Source organism: Acidovorax sp. GW458-11-26-14-TSB4 (assembly GCF_059423865.1).
Map to the genome: position 1 here is coordinate 1 of NZ_JBWKYR010000028.1, position 15,422 is coordinate 15,422.

14 protein-coding genes and 2 riboswitches are annotated in these 15,422 nt (G+C 66.1%); of the genes, 8 read left to right on the forward strand and 6 right to left on the reverse strand.

Annotation, left to right across the window (positions count from 1 at the left end; all coding sequences use genetic code 11):
- Positions 1-119 precede the first annotated feature (119 nt).
- From gcvP to AC07X5_RS29355, 6 genes are all read right to left on the reverse strand, one after another.
- Entirely contained in the window at positions 120-3,008 is a 2,889-nt protein-coding gene (gene gcvP, locus AC07X5_RS29330) for an aminomethyl-transferring glycine dehydrogenase (RefSeq protein WP_494773009.1), read from the reverse strand.
- A 36-nt stretch (positions 3,009-3,044) separates the two neighbouring features.
- Positions 3,045-3,419: a glycine cleavage system protein GcvH gene (gene gcvH / locus AC07X5_RS29335; RefSeq protein WP_409962677.1), complete on the reverse strand. Its 375-nt coding sequence runs from the start codon at positions 3,417-3,419 to the stop codon at positions 3,045-3,047.
- 73 nt (positions 3,420-3,492) lie between these two features.
- Complete coding sequence (gene gcvT / locus AC07X5_RS29340) at positions 3,493-4,626, reverse strand: glycine cleavage system aminomethyltransferase GcvT (RefSeq protein WP_494773010.1); 1,134 nt, start codon at positions 4,624-4,626, stop codon at positions 3,493-3,495.
- A 50-nt stretch (positions 4,627-4,676) separates the two neighbouring features.
- A riboswitch (glycine riboswitch) is annotated at positions 4,677-4,801 on the reverse strand.
- A gap of 13 nt (positions 4,802-4,814) precedes the next feature.
- Positions 4,815-4,905, reverse strand: a riboswitch (glycine riboswitch).
- Between the two features lie 6 nt (positions 4,906-4,911).
- A complete protein-coding gene (locus AC07X5_RS29345; RefSeq protein ID WP_494773011.1) occupies positions 4,912-6,189 on the reverse strand; it encodes a TRAP transporter large permease in 1,278 nt (425 codons plus the stop codon).
- Positions 6,186-6,680 (reverse strand): TRAP transporter small permease, encoded by a 495-nt coding sequence (locus AC07X5_RS29350; RefSeq protein ID WP_494773012.1) that lies wholly within the window; start codon positions 6,678-6,680, stop codon positions 6,186-6,188. The genes AC07X5_RS29345 and AC07X5_RS29350 overlap by 4 nt, the downstream gene beginning before the upstream one ends.
- Before the next feature lie 111 nt (positions 6,681-6,791).
- A complete protein-coding gene (locus AC07X5_RS29355; protein ID WP_409959546.1) occupies positions 6,792-7,763 on the reverse strand; it encodes a TRAP transporter substrate-binding protein in 972 nt (323 codons plus the stop codon).
- Positions 7,764-8,154: 391 nt separating this feature from the next.
- Between AC07X5_RS29355 and AC07X5_RS29360 the strand changes: the two genes are divergently transcribed.
- The 8 genes from AC07X5_RS29360 to AC07X5_RS29395 all read left to right on the forward strand — a co-directional run bounded on the left by AC07X5_RS29360 (position 8,155) and on the right by AC07X5_RS29395 (position 15,390).
- On the forward strand, positions 8,155-8,613 hold the full coding sequence (locus AC07X5_RS29360) for an Lrp/AsnC family transcriptional regulator (protein WP_409959548.1): 459 nt from the start codon (positions 8,155-8,157) through the stop codon (positions 8,611-8,613).
- A gap of 75 nt (positions 8,614-8,688) precedes the next feature.
- Complete coding sequence (locus tag AC07X5_RS29365; protein WP_409959550.1) at positions 8,689-9,609, forward strand: LysR family transcriptional regulator; 921 nt, start codon at positions 8,689-8,691, stop codon at positions 9,607-9,609.
- Between the two features lie 480 nt (positions 9,610-10,089).
- Entirely contained in the window at positions 10,090-10,848 is a 759-nt protein-coding gene (locus AC07X5_RS29370; protein WP_409959566.1) for a putative hydro-lyase, read from the forward strand.
- Between the two features lie 15 nt (positions 10,849-10,863).
- Positions 10,864-11,829, forward strand: a complete 966-nt coding sequence (locus AC07X5_RS29375) for a TRAP transporter substrate-binding protein (RefSeq protein ID WP_494773013.1) — start codon at positions 10,864-10,866, stop codon at positions 11,827-11,829.
- A 67-nt stretch (positions 11,830-11,896) separates the two neighbouring features.
- A complete protein-coding gene (locus tag AC07X5_RS29380) occupies positions 11,897-12,445 on the forward strand; it encodes a TRAP transporter small permease subunit (protein WP_494773038.1) in 549 nt (182 codons plus the stop codon).
- Positions 12,446-12,456: 11 nt separating this feature from the next.
- Entirely contained in the window at positions 12,457-13,767 is a 1,311-nt protein-coding gene (locus tag AC07X5_RS29385; RefSeq protein ID WP_494773014.1) for a TRAP transporter large permease, read from the forward strand.
- Positions 13,768-13,843: 76 nt separating this feature from the next.
- Complete coding sequence (locus tag AC07X5_RS29390; protein ID WP_494773015.1) at positions 13,844-14,809, forward strand: TRAP transporter substrate-binding protein; 966 nt, start codon at positions 13,844-13,846, stop codon at positions 14,807-14,809.
- 32 nt (positions 14,810-14,841) lie between these two features.
- Complete coding sequence (locus AC07X5_RS29395) at positions 14,842-15,390, forward strand: hypothetical protein (RefSeq protein ID WP_409959558.1); 549 nt, start codon at positions 14,842-14,844, stop codon at positions 15,388-15,390.
- Positions 15,391-15,422 lie beyond the last annotated feature (32 nt).

Consider the following 15,422-nt stretch of genomic DNA (forward strand, 5'->3'; position numbering starts at 1 on the left):
CTTTGGTGACTTTCTCTTGGCGGCCCAAGAGAAAGTTACTGCGCCGCCGGGCGCACATCCCGGCCTCCGCCCTCAACACCGGCAGGAAGCCATAACAGACCCCGCCAAGAAACGAAAGATCAAGCGTAATCGCTGACCGGAATGCAACTGCACGCCAGATTGCGATCCCCCCACACATTGTCCACCCGCCCCACAGGCGACCAGTACTTGCTGGAGCGCAAGGCCGCCACGGGGTATGCAGCCACATCGCGAGGGTAGGGCCGCGTCCACTCGCCAGTCAGCAGGCTCTCCGCCGTGTGCGGCGCATTCTTCAGCGGATTGTTGTCCTGAGGCCAGGCGCCGGACTCGATCTGGCGGATCTCCTCGCGGATGGCGATCATCGCGTCGATGAAGCGGTCGATCTCGAACAGCGTCTCGCTCTCGGTGGGCTCCACCATCAGCGTGTTGGGCACGGGAAAGCTCAGCGTAGGCGCGTGGAAACCGTAGTCGATCAGGCGCTTGGCGACATCCTCGGCCATCACGCCGCTGGTGTCCTTCAACTGGCGCAGGTCCAGGATGCACTCGTGCGCCACATGGCCGTTGGCGCTTGCGTACAGCGTGGGGTAGTGGTCCTTGAGGCGCGCGCTGATGTAGTTGGCCGACAGGATCGCGGTTTCGGTCGCGGCCTGCAGGCCCTCGGCGCCCATCATGCGGCAGTACATCCAGCTGATGGGCAGCACGGCGGCGTTGCCCAGCGGGGCGGCCGACACGGCACCCACGCCGCCAGCGACGCCGGCCGTCGCATGTCCGGGCAGGTAGGGCACAAGGTCTTCCACCACGCACACCGGGCCCACGCCGGGGCCGCCGCCGCCGTGGGGGATGCAGAAGGTCTTGTGCAGGTTCAGGTGGCTCACGTCGCCGCCGAACTCGCCGGGCGCGGCCACGCCCACCAGGGCGTTCATGTTGGCGCCGTCCACGTAGACGCGGCCACCGTGCTGGTGCACCAGGGCACACAGCTCCTTGACCTGGGTCTCGAACACCCCGTGCGTGCTGGGGTAGGTGATCATCACCGCGGCCAGGTTGGCGCTGTGCTGCTCGCACTTGGCCTGCAGGTCCGCCAGGTCCACGTTGCCGTTGGCATCGCAGGCCGTCACCACCACCTGCATGCCCACCATCTGCGCGCTGGCGGGGTTGGTGCCATGGGCGCTGCTGGGGATCAGGCAGATGTTGCGGTGGCCTTGGCCCTGGGCCTCATGGTAGGCCTTGATGGCCAGCAGGCCCGCGTACTCGCCCTGCGAGCCGGCGTTGGGCTGCAGGCTGATGCCGGCGTAGCCCGTGGCCTGGCACAGCCAGGCGCGCAGCTGCTCGTCGAGCTCGCGGTAGCCTGCGAGCTGCTCGGCCGGGGCAAACGGATGCACCTGAGCAAACTCGGGCCAGGTGATGGGGATCATCTCGCTCGTGGCGTTGAGCTTCATGGTGCAACTGCCCAGCGGGATCATGCTGCGGTCCAGCGCCAGGTCCTTGTCGGACAGCTGGCGGATGTAGCGCAGCATGCCGGTCTCGCTGTGGTGCGTGTTGAACACCGGGTGCGTGAGGTAGGCGCTGGTGCGGCGCAGCTCGGCGGGGATCAGCGGCTCCACGCCCTTTTCGAAGGCGTCGAAGGTCGGCAGGGCCTGGCCGTCCTTGGCAAAAATCTTCCACAGGAGCGCAATGTCGGCGCGTGTGGTGGTCTCGTCGAGCGAGATGCACAGGTAGTGCTCGAAGTACACGCGCAGGTTGGCGCCCAGTTGCACGGCGCGCGCTGCGATGGCCGCGGTGGCGCCATCGGTCTTGAGCGTCAGCGTGTCGAATGTCGCCTGCGGGCGCACGGGCGCGCCCAGTTGCTCCAGGCCCTTGGCCAGGATGGCGGTGTAGCTGGCCACGCGCTGGGCGATGCGTTTGAGGCCCTCGGGGCCGTGGTACACGGCGTACATGCTGGCCACCACGGCGGGCAGCACCTGGGCGGTGCAGATGTTGGAAGTGGCCTTTTCGCGGCGGATGTGCTGCTCGCGCGTCTGCAGCGCCAGGCGGTAGGCGGGCTTGCCGTGCACGTCCACGCTCACGCCGACCAGGCGGCCGGGCAGGCTGCGCTTGAATTCGTCGCGGCAAGCCATGTAGGCGGCGTGCGGGCCGCCGGCACCCATGGGCATGCCAAAGCGCTGCGTGGTGCCGACCACGATGTCGGCGCCCCATTCACCGGGCGGGGTGATGAGGGTCAGGGCCAGCAGGTCGGCCGCGGCGATGAAGGCGGCCTGCTTGGCATGGGCTTTTTCCACATCGGCACGCAGGTCGTCGATGCGGCCGCTGGTGGCGGGGTACTGGGCCAGTACGGCGAAGTAGTCGCCGTCGAGCGCGGCATGCCATTCGGGGGCGGAATTGGCCAGCACCACCTCGATGTTCAGCGGCTTGGCGCGGGTCTGAATGACCTCGATGGTCTGCGGGTGCGCGTCACCGGCCACGATGAAGCGGTTGCTCTTGGATTTGACGGAGCGCTTGGCCAGCGTCATCGCCTCGGCCGCGGCCGTGGCTTCGTCGAGCATGGAGGCGTTGGCAATTGGCATGCCGGTGAGGTCGCAGACCATGGTCTGGAAGTTCACCAGCGCTTCCATGCGGCCCTGCGAGATCTCGGCCTGGTAAGGCGTGTAGGCCGTGTACCAGGCCGGGTTCTCCAGGATGTTGCGCAGGATCACGCCCGGTGTGTGCGTGCCGTAGTAGCCCTGGCCGATGAAGCTGCGCAGCACCTGGTTCTTCGATGCCATTGCCTTGAGTTCTGCCAGGGCCGCTGCTTCCGTCACCGGGGCGGGCAGGTCCATGGCCGTGCTGCGTGCAATGGAGCGCGGCACGATGCTCTCGATGAGGGCGCGGCGCGAGGCCTCGCCGATCACCGACAGCATGTGTGCCTCGTCGGCCGCGTCGATGCCGATGTGGCGGGGCAGGAATTCGGTGGCGTTTTCGAGCGCGCCGAGCGGCAGGGCGGATTGCATCAACATGGGGCAGGTCTCAGGCAGGGGACAGGGGCGTTGCGGTTACGCGTTTTTCGCGAACTCGGTGTAGTCGGTTTCGCTCAACAGCGCGTCGAGTTGGCCGGCGTCGCTGAGCTTGACCTTGAAGAACCAGCCGGCGTTCAGCGGGTCGGAATTGGCCAGCGACGGGTCGGCGCGCAGGGCTTCGTTGACCTCGACGATCTCGCCCGAGACAGGCATGTACACGTCGGCCGCGGCCTTGACGGATTCGACCACGCCGGCCACCTCGCCCTGGGCGAAGCTCTTGCCCACTTCGGGCAGGTCCACGAACACCACGTCGCCCAGGGCATCCTGGGCGTGCACGGTGATGCCCACCACGGCTGCGTCGGCGTCAGCGGCGTTGATCCATTCGTGGTCTTTGGAGAATTTGACGGTCATGGGGAAAGCTCCTGGGCTTTGAAAAATGAAGGAATCTGCAATGTAGCGGGCCCGGCCCGCTGGCGGCGTGAAATCAGCCGCGGAAATAGTTGGCGGGTACGAAGGGCATGGCACGCACCTCCATCGGCACGGCCTTGCCGCGCACGATGGCGTTCACCCGGGTGCCGATGGCTGCAAATGCCGGCGTGACGTAGCCCATGGCCACGGGCTCGTTCACCGTGGGGCCCAAGAGGCCGCTGGTGACTTCGCCGATCTTCTGGCCATCGGTGCTCTGCAATTCGGTGTGCTCGCGCACGGGTACGCGCTCCAGCGCCACCAGCCCCACGCGCTTGCGCGGCAGGCTGGCGGGGTTGTCGATCTGTGCCAGCACCTTGTCGGCACCGGGGAAACCGCCTGCGCGTGCGCCCCCGGTGCGGCGCACCTTCTGGATGGCCCAGTTCAGCGCCGCCTCGGGCGGGGTGGTGGTGGTGTCGATGTCGTTGCCGTACAGGCACAGGCCGGCTTCCAGGCGCAGCGAGTTGCGTGCGCCCAGGCCGATGGGCTTGACCTCGGGCTGGGCCAGCAGCGCGCGCGCCAGGGTCTCGGCCTGGGCCGCGGGCACCGAGATCTCGAAGCCATCCTCGCCGGTGTAGCCGCTGCGCGTGACGAAGCAGTCGCAGCCGGCAATGGTGTAGCTGCCGCCGGTCATGAACACCAGTTGCTCGATGCCGGGAGCCAGGCGCGCCAGGGCGTTCACGGCCTGCGGGCCCTGCAGCGCCAGCAGGGCGTGGTCGGGCATGGGCTGCACCTCGCAGCGCTGGCCGATGCGCGCCTGGATGTGGGCGATGTCCCCCACCTTGCAGGCGCCGTTGACGATCACGAACAGCGTGCCGTTGCCCTGGTTGAAGAACATCAGGTCGTCGATGATGGTGCCTTCGTCGGTTAGCAGCAGGCCGTAGCGCTGCTTGCCCACGGGCAGGTCGACCACGTCCACGGGCACCAGGGTCTCGAAGGCTGCGGCAGCGTCCGGGCCGATGAGCTTGAGCTGGCCCATGTGCGATACGTCGAACAGGCCGGCTGCGGTGCGGGTGTGCACATGCTCGGCCATGAGGCCTGCGGGGTACTGCACAGGCATGGAGTAGCCGGCAAATGGCACCATGCGGGCGCCCAGCTCCAGGTGCAGGGCGTTCAGCGGCGTGGTGAGCAGGGGGGCAGCAGGGGCAGACATGGGGCGGACTCCGGGCAAATGAAAGCCGCAACCCATGCATGGATTGCGGGATTTGCCCTGCTGTCCGCTTTACCTGAGAGATTCACCGCACCACCCTGGCTGGCGGCTGCGGCTTGCTCCTTCGGTGGATGGCCTGCGCTGAGTTGCGCGGCCACCTCTCTCCAGCAAGGGAACGCCTGCATCCCTGCAGGCGCTTGCCAGTCCTTTTGCCTGAGCGTTCGGGGTGTCCCTGCGCCTTCGGCGGCCTTCTCAAGGAAGGCTCTCTCCTGACGTTGGCGATTCTAACTACTTTGAATACACCAGGTCGCGAAGCGCGAGCGAAATGCCCGGAATGTAGGTGATGATCAACAGGCACACCAGGATCACGCACACGAAGGGCAGCAGGTGCTTGATGATCCGGTCCAGCGATATGCGCGCCACCGTGCAGGCCGCGAACAGGTTCACGCCGAAGGGGGGTGTGATCATGCCCAACGCCAGGTTCACCACCATGATCAGCCCGAAGTGCACCGGGTCCACGCCGAAGTGCATGGCCACCGGGGCGAGGATGGGCGCCAGCACGATGATGGCGGCGCTGGTCTCGATGAACATGCCGATCACGAACAGCGCGGCATTCACGCCCAGCAGGAACATGGCCGGCGACTGCAGCACCGATTCCAGCCAGCGGCCGATGGCGTCCGGCACGCCCGCGCGCGTGATCAGGAAGGCAAAGAGCCCGGCGTTGGCGATGATGAACATGATCACCGCCGACGAGATCGCCGACTTGCGCAGGATGGCGAACAGGTCCTTGGGCTTGATCTCGCGGTAGATCACGATGCCCACGATGAGCGCATAGAACACGGCCACGGCCGATGCTTCGGTGGGCGTGAACACGCCCCCATAGATGCCGCCCAGGATGATCACCGGCATCAGCAGCGCCCAGCCGGCCTGCAGCGTCGCCTTGCCGAAGGGCATACGGCCTTCGCCATCGTTCTTGCCCCAGCCCTTCCACTTGCAGTAGGCCCACACGAAGAGCATCAGCGCAAAGCTGATCAGCAGGCCCGGGCCGAAGCCGGCGATGAACAGCTCGCCAATCGACACCTCGGCGCTCACGCCGTAGAGGATCATGGGGATGGAGGGTGGAATGATCACACCCAGCTCCGCGCTGGTAGCCTGCAGCGCTGCCGCGTAGCTGGTGGGGTAGCCATGCTTGATGAGCGCCGGAATCAGGATTGCGCCGATGGCGAAGGTGGTGGCCACGGAGGAGCCCGACACCGCCGCAAAGATCATGCAGGTGAGCACGCAGGTCATGGGCAGGCCGCCCTGCACGCCGCCCACGATGCTCTTGGCAAATTCGACCAGCCGGCGCGAGATGCCACCGGTCTCCATCAGATTGCCCGCCAGGATGAAGAACGGAATGGCCGCCAGTGGAAACTTGTTGATCGAGGCGAACATCTCCTTGACGGAGATGAGCATGTTGGCGTTGGAGGCCTGGATGCCCAGGATGGAGGCCAGGCCGATGGAGACGGCCACGGAGATGGTGAGCGCAAAGCACAGCACCATCGTGGAAATCATGACCAGGCTCATTGGGCGGTCTCCAGTTCCAGGCGCAGGGGATCGAGCAGGTTGCCGATGATGCCGAAGATGCAGAACAGCCCGCCCACGGGCATGGCCAGGTAGGCCCAGAACATCGAGACCGACTCCAGGCCCGCCATGCTCTGCACGCCACCGCGCACCGAATAGTCCCAGCCCCACCAGATGATCACGCCGATCAGGGCCAGCGCGGCCAGCGCCACCACCCAGTCGAGCACGCGGCGCATGCCGGGCTTGCTCCAGCGGTAGAGCACGTCCACGCTCACCATGGCGCCCTGGCGAAAGGCCGCCGGGATGGCCAGGAACACCATCCAGATCAGGCTGAAGCGGATCAGCACCTCGGTCCATTCGGCTGGCTGCTCCAGCACGAAGCGCATGAGGATCTGGAACATGCCCAGGGTGGAGGCCAGCGCCAGCATGGCGCAGGCCCCCAGCATGGCGATGAAGGTCGTCCACCGCTCAAAGGTCAGAAAGGCGTTTTTCATGGGGCACGGCCCGGCAAGAGCAAAAAGGGGGGAGGAAAAAGACAAGAACCAAACGTCCGCAGCGAGGGGCTGCGGGCGTTTGGTTCACAGGGGGGCAGGCAACGCGGCGGCTTACTTGACGTCGCGGATCTTGTCGAGCGCGGCCTTGCCGAACTGCTTCTCGAACTCGGCGTTCACGGGGGTCAGGGCCGCCACGAACTTGGCCTTGTCCACGTTGTCGATCACGGTCATGCCCTTGGCGCGCAGGTCGGCCACGCCCTTGGCATCGTCTTCGTCCACGCGGGCGCGGTTGGCCTTGGTGCCCTCCTTGGCCGCGTCGATGAAGGCCTGCTTGTCGGCGGCAGAGAGCTTGTCGAAGGCGCCCTTGTTCATCACGAAGATGCAGGGCGAGTAGACGTGGCCGGTGAGCGTCAGGTGCTTTTGCACCTGGTCGAACTTGGCCGAGATGATCACCGGTAGCGGGTTCTCCTGGCCGTCCACCGTGCCTTGCTGCAGGGCAGTGAACACCTCGGGGAAGGCCATGGGCGTGGTGATGATGCCGAAGCCCTTGTAGGCCGCGATGTGCACCGGGTTCTCCATGGTGCGCATCTTCAGGCCCTTGAGGTCGGCCGGGTCCTTCACGTCGCGCTTGCTGTTGGTCATGTGGCGGAAGCCGTTTTCCGCCCAGGCCAGGGCCTTGAAGCCCTTGGCGTCGAACTTGGTCAGCATCTCCTGGCCGATGGGGCCATCCAGCACGGCGCGCGCATGGGCCTTGTCACGGAACAGGAAGGGCACGTCCAGGATCTTGGTTTCGGGAACGAAGTTGGGAACCGGGCCGGTGGAGCTGAAGGCCAGCTCTTGCGTACCCAGTTGCACGGCCTCGATGGATTCACGCTCGCCGCCCAATGCACCGTTGTAGAAGGTCTGCACCTTGTAGCGGCCGCCCGTGCGCTTTTCGACTTCCTTGGCAAAGGTGTCGATGGCCACGCCCTGGTGGGAGTTCTGGGCCGTGGAAATGCTGATGCGCATGGTGGTCTGCGCGGCAGCGGTGGCCACAAAGCCGAGCGCAAGGCTCAGGCCAACGACGAGTCGGGTCAGTTGCATGGTGTCTCCTGTTGTTGATGGGCTGGCTTTCTGCGGTGTGCCATGCCTGTTTGAGGTGCTGCCACAGAGTGTCAATCCTCCGCCAAATTATGGCGGTGCAACATGGAGACGGGCATCCGGGTTTGTGCTGGTAAGCGTGCTTACGAACCGGTGGAGCCTTTGGCGGCGTCGTGTGGGCGACAGGCCAATGGAATGGGCAGGCCCTTTGCCAAGCGCCCCGGTCTGGCGGTAACCAGTCCGGGGCCCTGTCGTTTCGTGCGTTCCGGTAAGAGCGCCTCGATGGATGAATTGTGCGCCGCCCTGCGCAGCAGTTATTTCCATATTTTGCGAGAAATCATTGGTTTGCAGAAAAATTTGCTGCAAATAGCGGTTTGGTTGAATAATTGGCCAAATGGACCGCCTCGACAGAAAAATTCTCGCCGTGCTGCAGAACGATGCGCGCGCCAGCCTGCAGGAGATTGGCCAGGCGGTGGGCCTGAGCCCGTCGCCCTGCTGGGGCCGCATCAAGAAGATGGAGGAGGCCGGCGTCATCCAGGGCTACACCGTGCGCCTGAACCCGCAGGCGCTGGGCCTGTCGGACACGGTGCTGGTGCAGGTCACGCTCGACAGCCACTCGGACAACACGCTCGAAAAATTCGGCGAGACGCTGGCCAGCATCCCCGAGGTGATCGAGGCGCACCTGGTCTCGGGCGACTACGACTACCTGCTGCGCGTCGTGGTGAAGGACACGCGCGACTATGAGCGCCTGCTGCGCGAGAAGCTCTACAAGATCAAGGGCATACGCCACAGCCGGTCGAGCTTCGTGCTGCGCACGCTAAAGAAGGCCGACATGCCGTTGTTCGCGGAGTAGGGCGCTGGCACGTTCGCTGCTCTGCTGCGGTCAAGCGGGCGCACAATCCTGGCGACCCTTGTCCACAGCACCACCATGAACCTGCGTTTCGTCGAAGCCTTCTACTGGGTCGCCTCCCTGCGCAGTGTGACGCGTGCGGCCGAGAAGCTGTTCCTCACCCAGTCGGCCATGTCCAGCCGCGTGGCGGCGCTGGAGGAGGAACTGGGCGTGCTGCTGCTGGACCGCAGCGACAAGCGCTTCAAGCTCACGGTGGCGGGTACGCGCTTTCTCACCTACGCCAAGCGCATGCTGGAGCTGCAGCGCCAGCTCAAGGCCGAGATGGGCTCGGGCGGGCCCATGGAGGTCTCCATCCGCCTGGGGGCCATCGAATCGGTGCTGCACTCCTGGCTGATCCCCTGGATCGAGCAACTGCGCAAGGACAACCCGCTGCTGGAGCTGGAGCTCACGGTGGAGACCACCCCCGTGCTGCTCGACCAGATCCGCCGCGGCGCGCTGGACACGGTGTTCGCCGCACTGCCGGCGTCGGCCGAGGGCATCCGCACACAGGCGCTCACACCGATGGAGATGGTCTTCGTGGGCAACAGCAAGCTGCACCGCAAGCGGCGCTATGCACTCGCGGACTTTGCCGAGACCGACATCCTCACGTTCCAGCGCGGCTCGCAGCCGCACGTGACCCTGCTCGACGTGCTGCGCCAGGCCCAGGTGGAGCCGCGCTGCGTGCACACCATTTCTTCCATCTCGGCCATGGTGCAACTGGTGCAGGGCGGCTTCGGGGTGGCCACGCTGCCGCGCCAGGCCGTGCAGCGGCTGCTGGCATTCCCCGACCTGCGCCCGCTGGCCTGCGAGGCCGAACTGCGGCCGCTGCCCATCCACCTGAGCTACCGCGAAGACCCGGCCTCTCCGGCGGTGGACGGCGTCGTGCGCTCGGCCCTGGCCTTTGTCGAACTGCAGGCCGAAGTCGGCAAGGGCCGCGCCAAAAACCTGAAGACAGGCTGACAGCAGAGGCCGCGCACAACGGCATCACGGCGCATCCAGGCGCCACGGCTGCCTTTTTCCTGCTTCTGCGGTGCCGGCCCAAGCACCGTGCAGGCCAGCGCGCCGGGGCCATGCATGCTGTTGGTGCAGTCCCGCCGTGCCGGGCGCACGCCTGCCTTCGCCATGGCGGTGCAGGCGATGGCCCATACGGGACTGCCAGGGTGCCGCAGCTCCCGACGGGGGGGCAAATGCCGTATCTCCGGCCTCCTAGGGTTTTCACTTAGCACCAAGTTGGGTGAGTTGTGCTCCAGGGTAGTGCATCGAAAAAATCGATGAGCTGATAGAAATTTTTTGAATTTGCCAGCCCCGGTGGCACGCCAACACAATCCACCCCATCGTCATGCATTTGACATTTCGCAACGCAAGGAACCCACGGTGGACTCCACACACAACAACACACCCCAGGTCTTTGGCCCGCAAGGCAGCGACAACCCAAGGCACGTGCGCAGCGTGATCCGCCAGGGCCTGTGGACCTCGCACACCAGCGGCCTGGCCGACGGCCACGTGCAGGGCAATCTGGTCATCCTGCCCGAGGTGCAGGCCGGCGACTTCCTGCGCTTTTGCCAGCGCAACCCCAAGCCCTGCCCGGTGCTGGCGGTGAGCGAGCCGGGCCAGTTCTCGCTGCCCACGCTGGGCGAGGGCATCGACATCCGCAGCGATGTACCGCTGTACCGTGTGTGGCGCCATGGCGAACTGGCCGAAGAGGTGGCCGACATCTCGGCCCTCTGGCGGCCCGACCTGGTGACCTTCATCCTGGGCTGCTCGTTCTCGTTCGAATCGGCGCTGATCGAGGCCGGCATCCCGCTGCGCCACATCGACGAAGGCAAGAACGTGGCCATGTTCCGCACCAATGTGCCCACCGAGCCGGCCGGCCCCTTCGGCGGCGCCATGGTGGTGACCATGCGGCCCATGAAGGCGGCCGACGTGATCCGCGCCGTGCAGGTGACCTCCCGCTTTCCCAACGTGCATGGCGCACCGGTGCACATCGGCGACCCCTCGCTCATCGGCATCGCCGACCTGGCCAAGCCCGACTACGGCGACGCCGTGGCGCTGATGCCCGATGAGATCCCCGTCTTCTGGGCCTGCGGCGTCACGCCCCAGTCCGCCATCCTGCACGCCCAGCCCGCGTTCTGCATCACCCATGCCCCGGGCTGCATGCTGATCTCCGACCTGCTCAACCACCAACTCGCCAGTTTCTAAACCAGGAGCCTCCCCATGAAGACCATCGCTTTCACCATGTGTGCCCTCGCGTTCGCCGGCATCGCCCAGGCCCAGGCCAAGTGGGACCTGCCCTCGGGCTACGCCACCAACACCTTCCAGGTGCAGAACCTGCAGCAGTTCGCCCAGGACGTGGACAAGGCCACGGGCGGCAAGCTCAAGATCACGGTGCACCCCAATGCCTCGCTGTTCAAGGCCAACGAGATCAAGCGCACGGTGCAGTCGGGCCAGGTGCCGGCGGGTGAGTTCATCCTCTCGGGCGCGGCCAACGAGTCGGCGGCCTACGGCCTCGATTCCATCCCCTTCCTGGCCACCAGCTATGCCGACGCCAAGCGCCTGGACCAGGTCTCGCGCCCCATGCTCACCAAGACCCTCGCGTCCCAGGGCATGAAGCTGCTGTACACCGTGGCCTGGCCGGCGCAAAGCCTGTACTCGACCAAGCCGGTCGCGGCGCTCAAGGACCTCAAAAGCACCAAGATGCGCGCCTTCAACCCCGTCACCTCGGGCATCGCCGTGGCCGTGGGCGCCCAGCCCGTGACCATCCAGCTGGCCGAGCTGCCAGCCGCGCTCACCACCGGCACCGTGGACAACTTCCTCACCTCCAGCGCCAGCGGCGTGGAAAGCAAGCTCTACGAGAGCGTGAAGTACTTCTACGCGGTCTCGGCCTTCCTGCCGCGCAACGCGGTGGTGGTGAACCAGAAAACCTTCGACGCGCTGGACAAGCCCACGCAGGATGCGGTGCTGGCCCAGGCCGCCGTCGCAGAGCGCCGCGGTTGGGCCCTGAGCGAGCAGAAGGACCAGGAATACCTCAAGGAACTGGCCGCCAAGGGCATGCAGGTGGACACCGTGGCCGCCAACCTCAAGGCCGAGTTCAAGCCCATTGGCGAGCGCATGACGGCCGATTGGATCAAGGTGGCCGGCGATGAAGGCAAGGCTGTGATCGACGCCTACAACAAGAAGTGATGAGGCCACCATGTCTTCCCTGACCCAAACCCCTCCGGCCCCCGCCGGGGTACAGGCCGGGGTGGCCATGCCACCCCACCTGCTGCGCCGCGTGCTGGACGCCTGCTACGACGTGGCTGGCACCATCGGTGCCTGGTGCATCTCCGGCATCTGCGTGCTCATGGTGGTGCAATCCCTGGGGCGCCAGTTCGGCTTTCCCACCGGTGCCATCAACGACGTGGTGGCGTGGCTGTGCGCTGCTGCCGCCTTCCTGACCATGGCCCATGCCTTCAAGCACGGCGACTTCGTGCGGGTGACCCTGGTGCTCGAAAAGCTGTCGCCGGCCACGCGCCGCATCTTCGAGCTGGCCTGCCTGTCGGTGGCCGTGCTGGCCATCGGCTACCTCACCTGGTGGGCCTGCGCCTTCACCTATGAGAGCTGGAAGTTCAACGAGGTGGCCCAGGGCCTGTGGGCGGTGCCGGTCTGGATCCCCCAGTTGAGCTTCGCCATCGGTTCCATCCTGTTCCTCGTGGCCGTGGTCGACGAATGGTGGATCGTGGCGCGCGGCGGGGTACCCACCTTCGTGCGCCTGGTGGAAGAGCGCCACGCCAAGGGCGACTTCTCGTCGGACCTGTAAGGAGAACCACCATGGACATTCTTTCCATCGGCGCCTTCCTGCTGGTGATCATGCTGCTCATGCTATCCGGCGGTGTCTGGATCGCCATGACCCTGGCCATCTGCGGCTGGATCGGCCAGGCCTTCTTCACCAGCAGCCATGCCGGGCTGAACCTGTTCTCCGCGTTCTGGGAGAGCAATGCCAGCTGGGAACTCGCGGCCTTGCCGCTGTTCATCTGGATGGGCGAGATCCTGTTCCGCACCCGGCTCAGCGAGGACATGTTCAGTGGCCTGGCTCCCTGGCTGGGCAAGGTGCCCGGGCGGTTGTTCCACACCACCATCCTGGGCTGCGGCATCTTCGGCTCGGTCTCGGGTTCGTCTGCCGCCACCTGCGCCACCATCGCCAAGGTATCGTTGCCTGCATTGAAAAAGCGCGGCTACGACGAAGGCATCGCCATCGGTTCGCTGGCAACGGCCGGCACGCTGGGTATCCTGATTCCGCCGTCCATCACCATGGTGGTGTACGCCGTGGCGGCCGATGCCTCCATCATCCGCATCTTCCTGGCGGGCTTCCTGCCCGGCCTGCTGCTGATGCTGCTGTTCTCGGGCTACATCGCCTGGTGGTCGGTGCGCAACAAGGATCGCATGCCGCCCGACGAGCCGGCGCTCACCTTCCGCGAGAAGCTGCACCTGTCGCGCAACCTGATTCCCTGCGCGCTGCTCATCGTGTTCATCTGCTGGTCCCTGGTGGCCGGCTGGGCCACGGCGACGGAATGCGCGGCCTATGGCGTGGTGGGGGCCCTGGCCCTGGCCGCCTGGTGCAAGGCGCTGACCTGGCAGAACTTCAAGGAAGGCCTGGCCGGCTCGGCCCGCACCAGCTGCATGATCATGTTCATCCTGGCCGGGGCCGCGTTCCTGACCAAGACCATGGCCTTCACCGGCATCCCGCGCGAGCTGGCCGCCTGGGTCGATTCCATGCACCTGTCGCCCTATGCGCTGATCGCCTGCCTGGTGGGTGTGTACCTGGTGCTGGGCACGGCGCTCGACGGCATCAGCATGATCGTGCTGACCGCCGCCGTGGTGATGCCCATGATCGAGAAGGCCGGGTTCGACCTGATCTGGTTCGGCATCTTCGTGATCCTGCTGGTCGAGATCGCCGAGGTCACGCCTCCCGTGGGCTTCAACCTCTTCGTGCTGCAGAACATGACGGGCAAGGACAGCAACCTGATCGCCAAGGCGGCCATCCCGTTCTTCTTCTGCCTGGTGGTGTGCATCGGCCTGATCACGGTCTTCCCGCAGATCGTCACCATCGTCCCGGACCTCGTCATGGGCGCGTCCAAGTAGGCCCCCGGCCTTTTTCCCCTGTGTCTGCCGGCGCGCACTGCCGCCCCGGCCCCTTGTCCCCCTTCAGGAGCTTGCCATGAAACACATGGTCTGGTTGGCCGCGCTCGCCGTGGCCCCGATGGTGCACGCCCAGGCACAGTGGAAGCTGGCCACGGGCTACCGTGCGGAGACCTTCCACACCCGCAACCTGGTGCAGTTCGCCCAGGAGGTGGAGGCAGCCTCCTCGGGCGCACTGAAGATCGAGGTGCATGCCAACAATACGCTGGCCAAACTGGCCGACATTCCCCAGGCGGTGCAGGCCGGCAAGGCCCAGGCGGGCGAGACCATCATGACCAGCCTGGTCGGTGAGATTCCCATCGCCGGGGCCGACACCGTGCCCTTTCTGGTGCGCAGCTACGCCGACGCGCGCCGGCTGTGGGACCTGCAGCGGCCGCTGATCGAAGGGCACTTCACCCGCAAGGGTCTCAAGGCGCTGTATGCCGTGCCCTGGCCGCCCCAGGGCCTGTTTTCCACCGCGCCGGTGAAATCCTCCGCCGACTTCAGAGGCACGCGCATGCGCACCTACAACCCGGCCACGGTGCGCATTGCCGAGATGCTGGGCGCCACGCCGGTGGACGTGCCCATGGTCGAGGTGAACAAGGCCCTGGCCAGCGGCCAGCTCGACTCCATGATCACCTCGGCCCTGACCGGGGTGGAAAACCAGGTCTGGGGCCAGATCCGGCAGTACTACGGCATCGATGCCTGGTTCCCGAAGAACATCGTCTTCGTGAACCAGCAGGCCTTCGACGCGCTGCCCGCGCTGGTGCGCCAAGCCGTGGGCAAGGCGGCCGCGGATGCCGAGGCACGGGGCTGGTCCATGAGCGAGGCCATTGCGCAGGAATCCGTGGGCGAACTGCAGCGCAAGGGCATCAAGGTGGAGCGCGCCAGCGCCGAGCTCAATGCCGACCTCAAGCGCCTGGGCGAGCGCTTCTCGCGCGAGTGGGTGCGCTCGGTGGGCGGCGAGGCCAACCAGATCTTCATTCCCTACTACACGCAACGCTGAGAGTCCTGCAGTCCATTTCCAGGAGAAGCACCATGCATACCCCGAAAGACACCGTAGAAACCTACTTGCGGGCCAAGGACGGCAACCGCCCGCACCTGATCGCCCAGGCCTTTGCCGGCGGCGCGCTGCTGCAGATGGAGCTGCGCCAGGGCGGCATGGTCTTTCCGCCCTCGGCCCAGGGGCGCGAGGCGATTGCCGAGACCCTGGTGCGCAATTTCAACCGCAGTTTCGAGAACGTCTACACCTTCTGCCTGGCCGATCCGCCGGCACCGGACTGCGCGGACTTCCACTGCGACTGGCTGGTGGCCATGACCGAGAAGGACAGCCACGCCGTGCGCGTGGGCTGCGGGCAGTACCACTGGCGCTTTGCGCCCGGCACCCGGCTGGCGCAGGAGCTGCGCATCGTGATCGATGCCATGCAGACCCTGCCGCCGGCCGACATCCTGCCCGTCATGGCCTGGGCCACGGCGCTCGGTGGCCCCTGGTGCCCGCGCGCGCATGCGCTGGCCAGTGCGCCGCCCATTCCCGCCGTGCGCCAGCTCCTGCAGCGCCTGGCCCCGGCCTGCGCCGATGCCGCCTGAAGCCGGCCCCCATTCCCTTATTTCTTCCATCG